Annotated in this window: 12 protein-coding genes; 4 read left to right on the top strand and 8 right to left on the bottom strand. The window is 73.9% G+C overall.

The annotated features are described in order from the left end of the window. Positions 1–106 precede the first annotated feature (106 nt). Positions 107–1,213, bottom strand: a complete 1,107-nt coding sequence (locus OHA55_RS04520) for an alanine--glyoxylate aminotransferase family protein (RefSeq protein ID WP_266710414.1) — start codon at positions 1,211–1,213, stop codon at positions 107–109. A gap of 117 nt (positions 1,214–1,330) precedes the next feature. Here OHA55_RS04520 and OHA55_RS04515 point away from each other — a divergent pair, with 117 nt between their 5' ends. Further along, positions 1,331–2,455: an amidohydrolase family protein gene (locus OHA55_RS04515; protein WP_266703000.1), complete on the top strand. Its 1,125-nt coding sequence runs from the start codon at positions 1,331–1,333 to the stop codon at positions 2,453–2,455. A gap of 37 nt (positions 2,456–2,492) precedes the next feature. On the opposite strand, the gene OHA55_RS04510 is transcribed toward OHA55_RS04515, so the two are convergent. Next, positions 2,493–3,428, bottom strand: coding sequence for a GlxA family transcriptional regulator (locus tag OHA55_RS04510; RefSeq protein WP_266702998.1), 936 nt, complete (start codon positions 3,426–3,428; stop codon positions 2,493–2,495). 72 nt (positions 3,429–3,500) lie between these two features. Here OHA55_RS04510 and OHA55_RS04505 point away from each other — a divergent pair, with 72 nt between their 5' ends. Then, positions 3,501–3,836, top strand: coding sequence for a cupin domain-containing protein (locus tag OHA55_RS04505; protein ID WP_266702996.1), 336 nt, complete (start codon positions 3,501–3,503; stop codon positions 3,834–3,836). A gap of 33 nt (positions 3,837–3,869) precedes the next feature. On the opposite strand, the gene OHA55_RS04500 is transcribed toward OHA55_RS04505, so the two are convergent. Further along, complete coding sequence (locus OHA55_RS04500) at positions 3,870–5,327, bottom strand: PH domain-containing protein (protein ID WP_266702994.1); 1,458 nt, start codon at positions 5,325–5,327, stop codon at positions 3,870–3,872. 520 nt (positions 5,328–5,847) lie between these two features. Here OHA55_RS04500 and OHA55_RS04495 point away from each other — a divergent pair. After that, on the top strand, positions 5,848–7,038 hold the full coding sequence (locus tag OHA55_RS04495; RefSeq protein ID WP_266702992.1) for an SCO1860 family LAETG-anchored protein: 1,191 nt from the start codon (positions 5,848–5,850) through the stop codon (positions 7,036–7,038). A gap of 271 nt (positions 7,039–7,309) precedes the next feature. Here the strand turns inward: OHA55_RS04495 and cobC are convergent, their stop codons facing one another. After that, positions 7,310–8,896 carry an Rv2231c family pyridoxal phosphate-dependent protein CobC gene (cobC, locus tag OHA55_RS04490; protein ID WP_266702990.1) on the bottom strand — a complete coding sequence of 529 codons (1,587 nt, stop codon included), beginning with the start codon at positions 8,894–8,896 and terminating at the stop codon, positions 7,310–7,312. Positions 8,897–9,009: 113 nt separating this feature from the next. Here cobC and OHA55_RS04485 point away from each other — a divergent pair, with 113 nt between their 5' ends. After that, positions 9,010–9,732, top strand: a complete 723-nt coding sequence (locus OHA55_RS04485) for a ZIP family metal transporter (protein ID WP_266702988.1) — start codon at positions 9,010–9,012, stop codon at positions 9,730–9,732. A gap of 47 nt (positions 9,733–9,779) precedes the next feature. Here OHA55_RS04485 and OHA55_RS04480 read toward each other — a convergent pair whose 3' ends face one another. From OHA55_RS04480 to OHA55_RS04465, 4 genes are read right to left on the bottom strand one after another with little or no spacing between them, the layout of a single operon-like run. Then, positions 9,780–11,132: a cobyrinate a,c-diamide synthase gene (locus tag OHA55_RS04480; RefSeq protein ID WP_266702987.1), complete on the bottom strand. Its 1,353-nt coding sequence runs from the start codon at positions 11,130–11,132 to the stop codon at positions 9,780–9,782. Beyond that, positions 11,129–11,743 (bottom strand): cob(I)yrinic acid a,c-diamide adenosyltransferase, encoded by a 615-nt coding sequence (gene cobO, locus OHA55_RS04475; protein ID WP_266702985.1) that lies wholly within the window; start codon positions 11,741–11,743, stop codon positions 11,129–11,131. The genes OHA55_RS04480 and cobO overlap by 4 nt, the downstream gene beginning before the upstream one ends. Further along, complete coding sequence (locus OHA55_RS04470) at positions 11,743–13,851, bottom strand: putative cobaltochelatase (protein WP_266702983.1); 2,109 nt, start codon at positions 13,849–13,851, stop codon at positions 11,743–11,745. The genes cobO and OHA55_RS04470 overlap by 1 nt, the downstream gene beginning before the upstream one ends. After that, the gene (locus tag OHA55_RS04465; RefSeq protein WP_266710413.1) at positions 13,848–15,452 is read right to left on the bottom strand and encodes a cobyric acid synthase; all 1,605 of its coding nucleotides are present in this window, start codon (positions 15,450–15,452) and stop codon (positions 13,848–13,850) included. The genes OHA55_RS04470 and OHA55_RS04465 overlap by 4 nt, the downstream gene beginning before the upstream one ends. Between the last annotated feature and the right edge of the window lie 13 nt (positions 15,453–15,465).

Below are 15,465 nucleotides of genomic sequence, written 5' to 3'. Positions count from 1 at the left end.
ACAAGAATGCGGGGAGCTGCTTGTCGAAAAGCAGCTCCCCGCATTCATGGAATTCAATGCTCAGGGAATTCGGGCAACGGCCGCGAAAAGCGCCGCGCCCGGTGGGTCATACGTTCGGCCAGGTTTCCCGCACGGCTGTGCGGGCAGCTTCCAGATCGACCTGCCGGCCGGCCCCGGCCAGCGCCGAACCCAGCGCCGCGAGGGAGGCGAGGACCGCTCCGCGCGTCGCGTCCACCCCGTAGTGATTGACCCGGACCATCTCCTTCGACAGCGCCCCGCCGCCCGCGATCAGCGGCAGCGAGGGCTCCGTCAGAAGCGCCTGCGCCACCAGCGCGGAGGCGTCCACCCCGTCCGGCACCCGCAGCGTCGTGGCGACCGGTGCGGCGTCGCGCGCCTCGTGGACGTACGGCGTCAGCCCACCGCCGAGCGCGAGCGCGCCCGCCCGGGTGGCAGCGGCGGCGGCGGAGTGACGGGCCATGAGAGCCTCCAGACCCTCCGCCTCGATCCGCTCGACGCACGCCTCCAGCGCCAGCATCTCCAGCTGCGCCGGGGCGTGCAGCAGCGCCTTGCGGCCACCGTCGATCCACCGCTGCTTCCAGTCCAGCAGCGAAAGGTAGGAGTGGCGCGGCGCCTGCGGGTTGGCGGCGATCCGCTCCCAGGCGCGCCCGCTCACCGAGACGGCCGAGACGCCCGCCGGGCCGCCCATCGCCTTCTGCGCGCCGATCACGCACAGGTCCACGCCCCACGCGTCCGGCAGCAACGGCTCGGCGCCCACCGAGGCCACCGCGTCCAGCATGAAGAGGGCACCGTGGGCCCGGACGACCTCACCGATCTCGGCGACGGGGTTGGTGTTACCGGTCGCGGCCTCCGCGTGCACCAGGGAGACGAAGTCGATCTCCGGGTGCTCGGCCAGGGCGGCGGCGACCTGCTCGGCGGTGACGGCCGTGTGGAACGGCACCGCCAGGTCGATCACCTCGGCGCCGCAGTCGCGCAGCCAGTTCCCGAAGGTCTGTCCGTACGGGCCGGTGACGACGTTGAGCGCGGTCGTACCGGGCCGGGCGGCGCCCCGGATGCAGCCCTCCAGAGGCAGCAGCGCCTCACCCTGCATGATCACCACGTCCTGCTCGGTGGCGAGGAGGCCGGCCACCCGCTTCTCGATGGCCGCGAAGTGCGCGGGGGTGAGCGGGGCGAGGTCGAGGAAGGGGTGCGTCACGGTGGTGCTCTCTCCGGTTCGGTCAGTCATTCTGCGGGCCTGTGTACGAACAGCAGCGGGCCTGTGTACGAACAGCGCTCGGTCCGAGAGTACCGACCGCCTCGTACAGTGCCGCACATGAGTGATCACAGCGATCAGCGCGAGCACCGCGACCGGGACCGGCGCGTGCTGCGGGTGAGGGGACGGGTGCTCGTCGGCCCGGACGAGGTGCGGGACGAACTGTGGGCCGTGGACGGCCGGATCACCTACGAGCGGCCCCCCGGCGCGGACGCGGCGGACACCGTCGAGGGCTGGGTACTGCCCGGACTGGTGGACGCGCACTGCCACGTCGGCCTCGACCGCCACGGCCCCGTCGACGCCGCCACCACCGAGCAGCAGGCGCTCACCGACCGGGAGGCCGGCGCCCTGCTGCTCCGCGACGCCGGATCGCCCTCCGACACCCGCTGGACCGACGAGCGGGACGACCTGCCGAAGATCATCAGGGCCGGCCGCCACATCGCCAGGACCCGCCGCTACATCCGCAACTACGCCCACGAGATCGAGCCCGGCGACCTGGTCGCGTACGTCGCCCGTGAGGCCCGCCGGGGCGACGGCTGGGTGAAGCTGGTCGGTGACTGGATCGACCGGGAAGTGGGCGACCTCACCCCCTGCTGGCCGCGCGGAGAGGTGGAGGCCGCCATCGCCGAGGCCCACCGGCTGGGCGCCCGGGTCACCGCGCACTGCTTCGCCGAGGACTCGCTGCGCGACCTGGTGGAGGCCGGGATCGACTGTGTCGAGCACGCCACCGGCCTCACCGAGGACACCATTCCGCTCTTCGCCGAACGCGGCGTCGCGATCGTGCCGACCCTGGTCAACATCGCGACCTTCCCGCACCTGGCGGACGGCGGCGAGGCCAAGTTCCCGCGCTGGTCGGCCCATCTGCGCCGGCTCCACGCACGCCGGTACGACACCGTGCGCGCGGCGTACGACGCGGGCATCCCGGTCTTCGTCGGTACGGACGCGGGCGGCTCGCTCCCGCACGGCCTGGTGGCCGCCGAGGTCGCCGAGCTGGTCAAGGCCGGCATCCCGCCCCTGGAGGCGCTCGCCGCGACCACCTGGGAAGCGAGGCGCTGGCTGGGCCGCCCCGCCCTGGACGAGGGCGCCCCGGCCGACCTGGTCGTCTGTGCCGAGGACCCGCGCGCCGACGTGACGGTCCTGGCCGCGCCCCGCCACGTGGTGCTGAACGGCCGGGTGGTGGGCTGATACCGCGGGCTGACATCGCGTACGTGGGTCCGGCGGATCACGGGACCCGGAACGCTCGCCGGTAGGCGCCCGGGGTCGTGCCGGTCCCGGCACGGAAGCGGCGGCGCAGGTTGACCGCGGAGGTGAGACCGACGCGGGTCGCGATCGCCTCGACCGGCAAGTCCGTCTCCTCCAGCAGGGTGCGGGCCGCGGCCACCCGACGGGCGAGCAGCCACGCACCCGGGCTGGTGCCGAGCCGGTCGGAGAAACGCCGGGCCAGGGTGCGGGGCGAGACGCCGAGGTACCCGGCCAGGTCGTCCACCGACAGCCGTGTGCCGAGGCGCTCGTCGGCCCATCGGAGCAGGCCGTCGAGCGCGTCGCCGGGCGGTGGGGGCGGCGCGTACGGAGCCTGACCGGCCTCGCGGAGCGGCGGCAGCACCATGTGCCGCGCGAGCAGAGCGGCGTAGGCGGCCCCATGGTCGTTCCGGACCAAGTGCAGGCAGAGGTCGAACCCCGCGCCCGCGCCGGCGCTGGTGGCGACGTCGCCGTGATCCACGTAGAGCCTGTCCGGTTCCACGCGCACCCCGGGGAACTCACGTCGGAGCTGCTCGGCACGCGCCCAGTGCGTGGTGGCCGAGCGGCCGTCCAGCAGTCCGGTGCGGGCCAGCGCGAACACCCCGGAACAGATCGTGACCAGCCGCGCCCCACGTGCGTGCGCCCGCACCAGCGCGCGGCGCGCGCCATCGGTGAGCGGCTCCTCCACCGGCAGCCAGCCCGGGATGATCACGGTGTCCGCGGTGTCCAGCGCGGACAGGCCCCGCGGGACGGACATCGTGTATCCGCCCGTGGTCGGCACCGGGCCGGGCGTCTCCGTGCACGATTCGAACGTGTAGTGCTGCGGCACTCCGGGCCGCTCGGTGCCGAAGACCTCGACGGCGCAGCCGAGTTCGAAGACCGACTGCACCGGCCGTACCAGAGCCACCACGCGATGCATGGCAGGAAAGTACCCTACGGTGTCGTCGCGGTCTCTGTCCTGCCGCGCCCCGGGCGCGGCACGGTTGTGGGCATGCACCCCGAAATTCTGGCGCAGGAGGGTTACACCTCCGCCTCCGCCGACGAAGCCCCGGTCCGTGAGCTGTTCCCCGGAATCCGGCTGCGTCCCCTGTGGAGAGGACCGGCCGGCGCGCACGCCAACGTGCTGGAGATGGAGGCGGGTACCTCCTGGCCGCGCCGCGACGTCCACGAGCCCGGCCCGGAGGAGGTCTACGTAGTTTCGGGCACCTTCAACGACGGGGCACGCGACTACCCTGCCGGCACGTTCCTGCACGCCCCGGCCGGGTCGTGGCACGTGCCGTCGACCCCGACCGGCTGCACGCTGTTCCTCTTCTACCCGGAGGGTTAGGGCGTGTCCGGCGGATCATGCGGGACAGCACTTTCAGTGCGCGGGTGCCCCGGTCCCCACAGCGTTCGTGGCGTGTCCCAGGGCGTGCAGAATCCGGGCCAGGTCGGCGGGTGCGGCCCCGAGGCGGAGGGGGGTGCCCGCGTCGTCCAGCTCTGCCACCTGCCAGTCGCCGGGGACGTCGTCGCCGTCGTCGCCCCGGAGCCGCCGCACCCGCAGGACGGTGATTCGCTCCACCGGGACCCGCTTCACCGCGAACCGGCCGGGACCGGGGTGCGGCGAGACCGCGAGCGCTTCCCCGCCGCCCAGCACGAGGTGGGTGCCGAAGCCGTACGGGTTGTAAGCGGTGGAGTCCAGGAACCGGGCGAACAGGAACACTTCTTCCTCCTCCCCGCTGCCGACGCCGTCCGTCGCGTCCGTCGACACGGTCTCCGCCGGAGGCCGTACACGGGTGGCCCGGACGGCCAGTACGAGGAGCCATGCCGACAAGGCCGTACCGGCCACCGCCCAGATGATCGTCGTGGGCGACCCGAACAGGTCCGTGGGGTGCAGGACGCAGAGCGGCAGTAGCCACAGGGCCGTCGCGAACAGCGCGCCCACGAACGGGAAGACCGAGGGAAGGACTTCGTCGTCGGGACGCCCGCGCCCCCGCACCCGCAGCGCGGCCACGGCGGCGGGGTAACCGGCGGCGAGCACGAACCCCGCCGCGAGGGCCAGGATCTGACCTGCGGGGACCAGGTGCTCGTGCCACGCCGCGTGTGTGCCGACGACCGCTCTCGGGGTTCCGCGCCAGAAGGTCACCTCGACCCGGTCGCCCGGCACGAACGCGACGGCCGTGTCGTAGGTCACCAGGATCCGCTCGCGTGGCCGGCTCCCGGAGAAATACAGCCAACTGTCCTCGCCTTTGCCGCTCTTGGCCTCGGTACGGGAGATCACTCCTGACTTGTCGGTCAGGCACTCGGCCCGATCGTAGGAGGGGGTCCCCGCCGTGCAGGGGACGGCCGACCGCCAGGCCCGTTGGTCGGCGAGGGCGTCGGGTACGCCCACCACCGCCACCGTCGCGCCCACCACGAGCAGCAGCGCGCACAGCGCGAGCGGCCGGAAGAGGCCGTGCCCTCCCGTGCGCGGGTCGATGACGTGGAGATGATCCGGCTCGTCGGGCGTTCCGTGACGGCGGTGCAGCGCCCGCAGCGCTTCCACCTTCGCGTCGAACTCCGGGTCCGTGGTGAGGTAGCTCCGCGGCTGGGGCAGAAAGCGGACGCGCCCGTCGCTCAGCAGCAGGCTGACACGTTTGCGCTCCTGGCGCCGCGTGGGCGTCCGGTGGACGCGCAGTGCCCTCACGTCCTGCCACGGGATTTCCCCCCGCCGCAGCGGGGACCGGTGGCGCACTCCGTCGGCGTCCGCGTTCACCTCGGCGGCGACCCTCCCGAGCCCGACGCGCGACAACGCCCCCGCGAAAGCGGAACGGAAGGTCGGCTGAGGCTCTTCGGTCATGCGTACAGCATGTCACCGGCCCGGCACGCGATCTTGTGAGGGCTACGGCAGCGTTCGGGGCGCGACCTTGCCGACACCGCTCGCCGGCGGCGCCCGGCCTCGATCATGGCCACAGCCCGTCAGTGGCGAACCGCGCGCTTGTCAGGGTTGCGGCAGTGTCCGGACCGGCCTGCCTGCCGGCGTTCCCCGGCGCGGACTGCGGTCCTCGGCAGAGCGCCAGGGGCGCCGCGTTGACAGGCAGTGACGATCCGGCTGCCCTCTCGTTGTGAATGCCCGATCCGATCCCTCGACGCCACCGTCGACACCGCGTATTCGGTGAAACGGGTTAGTCCGGGGAACGAGCGTGCCGCCAGATTCGAAAACGTACGCTAAAACCCCCCTTTAGGGTGAACTAGCGTCAGGTGTCCGCCACTTCACTCTCTGTGCGTAAAAATTCACGGAGTCGAGGCCGACGGCGCACGCGATGTCCCCCATTGGACGGCGCCGTCGGCTCCATGTCTCTTGTGGGGGTTCCACCATTTTGAACAGCAACACCTTCCGTCTCGCCGCCCTGGCGGCCGCCGCCGCTCCCGTCGCCCTGTTCGCCGCGTTCCCCGCGCAGGCCGCAGCTCCGGCGACGACGGGCACGGGCGAGGGCAAGGCGAGCGCGGTCGTGCTCCGGACGGCGCTCGACGTCTCGCTCGTGGGCAAGACCGTCGATGTACCGCTCACGGCCACGCTCAACGAGGTCCACGCCCCGCAGAGTGCCGAGAAGACCGCGCTCTCGGTCAGGCTGGACGGTGTGGACAAGGGTCCGGTCCAGGTGCTGCGGGCCGATGTCGCGACCTCCGGCGCCACGGCCGACGAGCGCCGTGCGGAAGGGCACAGCAACCTCGTCAAGGCCCGCGTGCAGGTCCCCGGGCTGCCGCTCCTCCCGCTCATCGAGGTCGAGAAGGTCACTTCCAAGGCCGTCTGCGAGGTCGGCAGGAAGCCGGTCGCGGAGTCGAACGTCCTCGGCCATGTGACGGTCCTCGGCAAGCGGATCACCCTCACGGCGGGCGGCAGGACCGAGGTGGACGTGCCCGGCGTCGGCAAGGTGACCCTGGACCTGTCGAAGACCAGCACCACCTCGAAGACCGCCGCCGCTGCGGCACTTCAGCTGCGGATCTCCCTCAACCCGGGCAACCTCAACGTCGCCGACGTGAAGGGCGACATCACTCTCGCCGAGGCGACCTGCAGCACGCCCGGCTCCGGCCACGGCGGCTCGGGCAACGGCGGCTCGGGCCACGGCGGTTCCGGCCACGGCGGTTCCGGTCACGGCGGGTCGGGCAACGGCGGCACGGACGACGGAGGTTACGGCGACGACGGAGGCTCCGACGACGGCGGTACGGACGACGGCGGCGCCACGGACAGCGGGGCGACCGGCGACAACGGCTCGGGCGAGACCTCCGGCGACACCGGCGACTCCGGTTCCACGGACGGCGGTCAGGAGGACGGCGGGGCGACCGACGAAGGCGCCACGGGCGACACCGGCTCGACCGGCAGCACCTCCGGCGGCGGCGACGTGAAGACGCAGACCGGCGCCGACAACTCCCCGGCCACCGTCTCCGGGGACGACCTCGCGGAGACCGGCAGCAGCTCCAGCACCCCGCTCATCGCCGGCGGCGCGGCCCTGCTGCTGGCGCTCGGCGCCGGTGCGACCGTGCTCGCCCGCAGGCGCGCCCAGGACTGATCCGGCCCGCCACCGGGCAGGTGGGCACCGGCCGGACCGCGCGCTCAGGCGGGCGCGCGGCCCGGCCCGCAGTACCCGGGCGCCGGGGGCGTACAGCACCGTGACGGGCCACCCGTACGCCCCCGATCCCCGCTCGGGCGTCCTCGATCCGTACGGGCCGTCCCGAACCCCGCCGGTTCGCCCCCGATTTCCCGCCGGTACGCCCCCGATTGCCGGTACGCCCCGATCCGTGCGGGCCGCCCCCGATTTCCCGCGGACGGCCCGCCCCGCGTCACCCCGCCTGCCTCCCGGCCACCACTGGCATCGCCTGGAGCGCCAGGTCCAGTGCCTGCAGGAAGCGGTTCGTCGTCACCCGGTCCCGGACCGCGAGCCGCAGCCAGTCCGGTCCGAGCCCCGGGAAGGTGTCCCCGCGCCGGGCCGCGAACCCCAGCGAACGCAGCCCCTCCCGCAGTTCGGACGCACCCTCCAGCCGGATCAGCACGAACGGCCCCTGCGCCGGGGCCACCACCTCGATCTCGCCGAACTCCGCGATGCCCGCCAGCAGATGGGCCCGGTCCACCGCGATCCGGTCCGCCGCGCAGGCCGCCTCCGCCAGTGCCCGCGGCTCCATGCAGGCCTCGGCCGCCGCCAGCGCCGGCGACGACACGGGCCAGAGCGGCTGCGCCTCCTCCAGCAGGGCGATCACCCCGGGATCGGCCAGCACGTAGCCGATCCGCAGCCCGGCCAGCCCCCACGTCTTGGTGAGGCTGCGCAGCACGACGAGGCCCGGGATGTCCGTACGCCCGCAGAGCGCCTCGCGCTCCCCGGGCACGGCGTCCATGAACGCCTCGTCGACCACCAGGGTCCGGCCCGGTCTCGCCAGCGCCTCCAGCACACCGGCCGGGTGCAGCACCGACGTCGGGTTGGTCGGATTGCCGACGATCACCAGATCGGCGTCCTCCGGCACCCTCGCCGGGTCCAGCCGGAACCCGTCCTCCGCCCGCAGGATCACTCGCCCCACCTCGTGCCCGGCCGCCCGCAGCGCCGCCTCCGGCTCCGTGAACTGCGGGTGCACCACGACCGGCCGCAGGGCCGGCAGTGCCCGCGCGATCAGCACGAACGCCTCGGCCGCCCCGGCGGTGAGCAGTACCCGGTTCACCGGGAGCCCGTGCCGGGCGGCGACGGCGGCCCGCGCCGCACGGCCGTCGGGGTAGGCGGCGAGCCCTCCGAGGGAGGCCGCTATGCGTTCCCGCAACCAGTGCGGCGGGGTGTTCGTCCGGACATTCACGGCGAGATCGGTCAATTGCCGGCCGCGCACCTCCGCGTCGCCGTGGTGACGCAGGTCGGGGCCGCCGCTCTCGAAGTACCGCGTGGGGGGAGTCATGGCAGCCATGGTGATGGGCGCGGCGCCTCCCGTCACCGGCGCAGCGGAAGATTCCGCTTCCGGGAGAACCGCGCGCACCCCGCCGCGGCGGGCCACCGCGCACGTCGCACGGGCCGACTTCGTCTTCGGTACCACCAGTTCGTCCGCCGCGCAGAGCGCCGCCGCCTCTGCCACCGAGGGCGTACCGACCCATGCGCCGACCTCCTCGGACGCTCCGGGCACCGGCACCCGGGTCAGCTCCGCGGCCGACCTGCCGCGCAGCGGAACCCCGAGCCGCGCGGCCGCCGCCACGATGCCCGGCTCCGCGGTCTTCGCCTCGACGGTGGCCAGTTCGACCACGTCGGAGACCGCGAGACCCGCCGTCCGCAGCACCTGTTCGATCAGCGCGGACACCTCCTCGCCCGGGACGCCCCTGCGGGCACCCACGCCGACGACGAGCGCGGGCCCGGCGGCGGGGGCGGGGGAGTGGGGTCCGGACCCTGCGTCTGCGGTCACGGGAAGTCCTTTCGTACGGTCCGCCGCCGCCGGGTCCTCGGGGGACACCCGGCGGGGCGTACGGCGCTCCTGCGGAGATGCGGGCAACGGGGCCGATCGGCTAGCAAGGGCCCATGGCGGTGTTCGTCGCGCTCGGCGCGTTCCTGATGACTCTGGCCGGCGGCTGGGTCGCGCAACGCGTCACCGACCGCCGGCACCTGGTGCTCGGCTTCGCCGGCGGGCTGATGCTCGGCGTGGTCGGTCTCGACCTCCTGCCGGAGGCGATCGATGCGGCCGGGCGGCCCGTGGCGGGGGTGCCCGCCGCCCTGCTGTTGTTCGTGGGGGGCTTTCTGCTGGCCCATCTGGTGGAGCGCCTGCTCGCCGTACGCCAGGCGGCGCACGGTGCGGGCGAGGAACGCGTCCCCCAGGTGGGGCTGACGGCGGCGGCCGCGATGGTCGGCCACAGCCTGATGGACGGGGTCGCGCTCGGCGCCGCCTTCCAAGTCGGCGCCGGCATGGGGGCCGCCGTCGCACTCGCCGTCATCACCCACGACTTCGCCGACGGATTCAACACCTACACCCTTACCAGTCTCTACGGGAACAATCGCCGCAAGGCGTTCTTCATGCTCTTCGCGGACGCGATCGCCCCGATCGTGGGCGCGGCGACCACGTTGGTGTTCACTCTTCCGGAGGAACTGCTCGGCGGATATCTGGGGTTCTTCAGCGGCGCGCTCCTCTACCTCGCCGCCGCCGAGATCCTGCCCGAGGCCCACCACGACCACCCCGCGCGTTCGACCGTGCTCTGCACGATCGGCGGGGTCGGCTTCATCTGGCTGGTCGTCGGCATCGCGGACTGAGCGGAGCCCCGCCACGAAGGAGGCCCCTCAGCGCACCGGGACAGTCCTCAGCCGCACCGCTCCACGAACCGCCGGGCCGTCCCCGGCGCCCCCGCCCAGTGGGTGTGCAGATAACTCGCGTGCACCCCGCCCCGGACGAAGCCCTCCACCCGGCGTTCCGGCAGGTGCATGCCCCAGGCCGGTACGGGCCCGGCGCCCGGCTCCAGCACCGTGCGGTGGAACTCGTGGCCGCGCACCCGGGTCCCGGCCGCCGCCAGCGAACTGTCCGCGACCGCCACCGCCTCCCGGTAACCGAGCGTCAGGCGTCCCGACATCCGGGCGCTCGCGTCCAGCACCCCGCACATCGGCCGGCCGTCCAGCTCACGCGCCAGATAGAGCAGCCCCGCGCACTCGGCCGCCACCGGCGCCCCGCTCTCCGCGAGCGCGGTGACCGCCCGGCGCAGCGGTTCGTTGGCCGACAGCTCGGGGGCGTACACCTCCGGGAAACCGCCCCCGATGACCAGTCCGGCCGTGCCGTCGGGGAGCTTCTCGTCGTGCAGCGGGTCGAAGGGGACGACCTCCGCCCCCGCCGCCGTGAGCAGCTCGGCGTGCTCGGCGTACGCGAAGGTGAACGCCGCCCCGCCCGCCACGGCGACCACCGGCCGCTTCCCGGAGAGCTCGTGACCCTCCGGCTCCCAGGCCGTCACGTCCAGCGGCGGAGCGGTACGCGCCAGCGCCAGCAGCGCGTCCATGTCGCAGCCGGCCCGCACGCGTTCGCCCATCGCCGCCACCGCGTCCACCGCGTCCGCACGCCGCTCGGCCACCGGCACCAGCCCCAGATGGCGTGACGGGGTCTCCACCTGCGCGGCCCGCCGCAGCACCCCGAGGACCGGCAGCCCGGACTCCTCCAGGGCGTCCCGCAGCAGCGTCTCGTGCCGGTCGGAGGCCACCTTGTTGAGGATCACCCCGCCGATCCGCACCCCCGGGTCCCAGGCCGCGAAACCGTGCACCAGGGCGGCCACCGAACGCGACTGCGAGGAGGCGTCGACCACCAGCACCACCGGCGCCCGCAGCAACTTCGCCACCTGCGCCGTCGACGCCAGCTCGCCCTGGCCCGAGGCCCCGTCGAAGAGCCCCATCACGCCCTCCACCACCGCGAGGTCCGCGCCCGCCGAGCCGTGCGCGAAGAGCGGCCCGATGAGACCGGTCCCGCACATGTACGCGTCGAGATTGCGGCCCGGCCGCCCGGTCGCCAGCGCGTGGTAGCCGGGATCGATGTAGTCGGGGCCCACCTTGTGCGGGGATACGGCGAGCCCGCGCGCGGCGAAGGCGGCCATCAGCCCGGTGGCGACGGTGGTCTTGCCGCTGCCCGAGGCCGGGGCGGCGATCACCAGACGGGGCGTGTTCCGGGGGCCGTTCACCACTCGATGCCTCGCTGGCCCTTCTGACCCGCGTCCATCGGGTGCTTCACCTTCGACATGTCGGTCACCAGGTCCGCCGCGTCCAGCAGCGCCTGCGGGGCGTTGCGGCCGGTGATCACCACGTGCTGGGTGCCGGGACGGTTCCGCAGCGTCTCCACCACGTCCTCGGTGTCGATCCACCCCCAGTGCAGCGGATACGCGAACTCGTCCAGCACGTACAGCTTGTACGTCTCGGCGGCGAGGTCGCGCTTGACCTGCGCCCAGCCCTCCCGGGCCTTCTCCTCGTTCGCCGTGTTGTCGTTCTCCCCCAAGGGCCCGCGCTGGACCCACGACCAGCCCTCGCCCATCTTGTGCCAGGCGACCGTTCCGCCCTCGCCACTGGCCCCGAGGACCTTCAGCGCGTTCTCCTCGCCGACCTTCCACTTCGCCGACTTGACGAACTGGAACACCCCGATCGGCCACCCCTGGTTCCAGGCCCGGAGCGCCAGCCCGAAGGCCGCCGTCGACTTCCCCTTGCCGATCCCGGTGTGGACCAGGAGAAGGGGGCGGTTGCGGCGCTGACGGGTGGTGAGCCCGTCGTCCGGTACCGAAGTCGGCTGTCCCTGCGGCATTACGCGGCCCTCCCGGCTGCTCTGACATCCTTGACCAGCCCGGCGATCGAGTCGGCCCGCAGCTCGTCGAGCGTGACGGCGGTGCCTCCCAGATCGCGGGCGAGCTGTGCGGCGAGCCCGAGGCGTACGATCCCCGACTCGCAGTCCACCACCACGGACGCGGTGCCCTCGGCGGCGTGCAGCCGGCCCGCCCGGGCGGCCAGCGCCACCGGCTCCGGACCACCGGTCGCCCGGCCGTCCGTCACCACCACGAGGAGCGGACGCCGCGAGGGATCGCGCATCCGCTCCACCCGCAGTACGTCGTGCGCCTTCAGCAGACCGGCGGCCAGCGGGGTGCGCCCACCGGTCGGCAGGGTTTCCAGCCGGGCCGCCGCCGCGTCCACCGACGAGGTCGGCGGCAGCACCAGCTCGGCGTCCCGCCCCCGGAACGTCACCAGGCCCACCTTGTCCCGCCGTTGGTACGCGTCGAGCAGCAGCGACAGCACCGCGCCCTTGACCGCGCTCATCCGCCGGCGGGCCGCCATCGACCCGGAGGCGTCCACCACGAAGAGCACGAGGTTGCCCTCACGCCCCTCCCGGGTCGCCTGCCGCAGATCGTCCCGGCGCACCACGAGCCCCCGCCCGGACCGTCCGCGCGCCCGCTGGTGCGGGGCGGCGGCCTGCACGGTCGCAGCCAGGTGCAGCTTGGTCAGCGCGCCCTCCGGACGCCGCGCGCCGGTCGTCCGGCCGTGCTCGGTCCGCGCCCGCGACCGGCGCCCGGCCGCGCCCTCGCCGAGGCCGGGGACGCTCAGCATCTTCGTACGGAACGGCTCGGCAGCCGCGACCGGCTGCTGCTCACCGCCCGCCGGAGCGCCCTGCCCGCCCGGTTCGCCCCGCTCGCCCGGTTCGCCCGCCGAGGTGTCCGGACGGTCCGGCGAGGGCGAAGGCGCGTCCTCGGGACCACCCCCCTGCGGCGGCACCCCGCCCCCGGGACCGCCCCCGTCGCCCGGCCCGTCCGGCCCGGGGTCGGGGTCCGGATCGGGGTCCGGATCGGGGTCCGGATCGGGGTCCGGATCGGGGTCCGGGCCGCCGTCCCGCTCGTCCCGCCGGCTCTCCTCCTCGGCGGCCTCCCGGAGCGTGTCGTCGAGCTTCTCCTCGTCCAGCCCCGGAGCGTCGAAGGGGTTGCGCCGGCGCCGGTGCGGCAACGCCAGCAGGGCGGCCTGCCGCACTTCGTCGGCGGTCACCTCGTCCCGCCCGGCCCAGGCGGCCAGGGCGGTCGCGGTACGGGCCATCACGATGTCCGCGCGCATCCCGTCGACCTCGAACGCCGCGCAGGTGGCCGCGATCCGTCGCAGCGCCCCGTCACCGAGCACGACCCGGGGGAGCAGGGCGCGCGCCGCGGTGATCCGCCCGCGCAGCGCGTTCTCCTCGTCGGCCCACGCCGCCGCGAAGCCCGCCGGATCGTCGTCGTACGCCAGGCGCCGCCGCACGACCTCCACCCGCAGATCGGTGTCCCGGGACGCGGCCACCTCCACGGTCAGCCCGAACCGGTCCAGCAACTGCGGCCGCAGCTCGCCCTCTTCCGGGTTCATCGTGCCGACCAGCAGGAACCGTGCCGCGTGGCGTACGGAGACGCCCTCGCGCTCCACGTACGACGCGCCCATCGCCGCCGCGTCCAGCAGCAGGTCCACCAGATGGTCGTGGAGGAGGTTGACCTCGTCCACGTAGAGGATTCCGCGGTGCGCGTCGGCCAGCAGACCCGGCTCGAAGGCCTTCACGCCCTCGGCGAGCGCCCGTTCGATGTCGAGCGCGCCGACCAGCCGGTCCTCGGAGGCGCCGACCGGCAGCTCCACCGTCCGCGCCGCCCGCGAAGCGCCGGGCGCCGCCGCGTGCGGACCGTCCGGGCACGCCGGGTCGGGGGAGACCGGGTCGCAGGAGAACCGGCAGCCCGGCACCACCGCGACCTCCGGCATCAGGGCCGCCAGCGCCCGCACCGCGGTGGACTTCGCGGTGCCCTTCTCGCCGCGCACCAGCACCCCGCCGACCGCGGGTGACACGGCGTTCAGCAGCAGCCCGAGCCTCAGATCGTCCTGGCCGACGATCGCGGTGAACGGATACGGCGTGCTCACAGGGCCTCCTGGATGGTGTCGGAAACGTTCGTGCGCGTCACGGCGGGCGGTACGGCGGGCGGTTCGGACCCGACATCGGCGCCCGCACCCGGCAGTACCGGGGCGCCCGGACCGACGAACGGCAGCCCCTTCGGCGCGCCCTGTTCGATCAGCCGCCACAGGGCGTCGGTGTCCGCGTGCTCCTCGATCAGGTCGCCCAGCAGGTCCAGCTGCTCCTCGCGCAACGCGGCGAAGCTGGTGTCCGGGGCGGCCGTGAACCGCCGCCCCGAGGCCCGCGCGACCTCCGTCAGGAACGCCCGCCGGAACGCGTCGCTCTCCAGCGACCCGTGCCAGTGCGTCCCCCACACCTGGCCCACCCGGCACCCGTCCAGGAACGGTTCGCCGTCCCGCACGTCGGCGACCCCGTGGTGGATCTCGTACCCCTCCACCGGCTCTCCGAGCGCCGTACCGACCGGCCGGGCCAGGGTCTTCTCCCGCGCGAACCGGACGCGTACCGGCAGCAGGCCGAGCCCCTCGACCACACCGGCCCGCGACTCGACCTCGTCCTCGATCCGCTCGCCGAGCACCTGGAAACCGCCGCAGATCCCCAGCACCGGACGGCCCTCGGCGGCCCGCCGGACCAGGGCGTCCGCGAGCCCCCGGGCACGCAGCCACTCCAGCGCCTTCACGGTGCCCCGGGTACCGGGCACCACGACCAGGTCCGCGTCGGCCAGCTCCTCCGGCCGGTCCACGAACCGCACGATCACGCCCGGCTCGGCGGCCAGCGCGTCCACGTCGGTGAAGTTCGACATCAGCGGCACCGCGCACACCGCCACCCGCAACACGTCCTCGCCGAGCGGCGGCGCCACCACCGACTCCCGGACGGTCCCGCGCAGCGACACCCGCAGCCCGTCCTCCTCGTCGATGCCGAGACCGTGCGTGAACGGCAGCACCCCGTACGTCCGCCGCCCGGTCAGCCCCAGCAGCATGTCGAGGCCCGGCTCCAGCAGCGAGACGTCACCGCGGAACTTGTTGACCAGATAGCCGGCGATCAGCTCCTGGTCCTCGGGGCTCAGCAGCGCCGTCGTGCCGAAGAACGAGGCGAACACCCCGCCCCGGTCGATGTCGCCGACGACCAGCACCGGGAACCGCGCCGCCCGGGCCACGCCCATGTTCACGATGTCGGTCCGCCGCAGATTGATCTCTGCCGGACTGCCCGCCCCTTCGCAGATCACGGCGTCATACGTGCCCCGCAGCCGCTCCAGGCAGTCCACGACCGTCCCGAACAGCGACTCCTGACGGCCCCCGTGGTAGCCGCGCGCGCTCATCTCGCCCACCGGCTTGCCCATCAGTACGACCTGGCTGGACCGGTCGCCACCGGGCTTGAGCAGCACCGGGTTCATCAGCGCCGACGGCTCGACCCGGGCGGCCTGCGCCTGCATGGCCTGGGCCCGCCCGATCTCGGCACCCTCCCGGGTCACGAAGGAGTTCAGCGACATGTTCTGCGCCTTGAACGGGGCGACCTTCACCCCCTGCCGCACCAGCCACCGGCAGATCCCCGCCGTGACGACGCTCTTGCCCGCGTCGGAGGTCGTACCGGCGACCAGCAGCCCGCCGCCCATCGTCACGTTCCCG

Source organism: Streptomyces sp. NBC_00102 (assembly GCF_026343115.1).
In the GTDB taxonomy this organism is placed as follows: Bacteria; Actinomycetota; Actinomycetes; order Streptomycetales; family Streptomycetaceae; genus Streptomyces.
This window is presented reverse-complemented; position numbering and strand designations above follow the sequence as displayed.

Bases quoted from the DNA above. Each gene is read 5' to 3' on its own strand.
- OHA55_RS04515 (WP_266703000.1), top strand. From the start codon at position 1,331: ATGAGTGATCACAGCGATCAGCGCGAGCACCGCGACCGGGACCGGCGC.
- OHA55_RS04510 (WP_266702998.1), bottom strand. From the start codon at position 3,428: ATGCATCGCGTGGTGGCTCTGGTACGGCCGGTGCAGTCGGTCTTCGAA.
- OHA55_RS04505 (WP_266702996.1), top strand. From the start codon at position 3,501: ATGCACCCCGAAATTCTGGCGCAGGAGGGTTACACCTCCGCCTCCGCC.
- OHA55_RS04500 (WP_266702994.1), bottom strand. From the start codon at position 5,327: ATGACCGAAGAGCCTCAGCCGACCTTCCGTTCCGCTTTCGCGGGGGCG.
- OHA55_RS04485 (WP_266702988.1), top strand. From the start codon at position 9,010: ATGGCGGTGTTCGTCGCGCTCGGCGCGTTCCTGATGACTCTGGCCGGC.
- cobO (WP_266702985.1), bottom strand. From the start codon at position 11,743: ATGCCGCAGGGACAGCCGACTTCGGTACCGGACGACGGGCTCACCACC.
- OHA55_RS04465 (WP_266710413.1), bottom strand. From the start codon at position 15,452: ATGGGCGGCGGGCTGCTGGTCGCCGGTACGACCTCCGACGCGGGCAAG.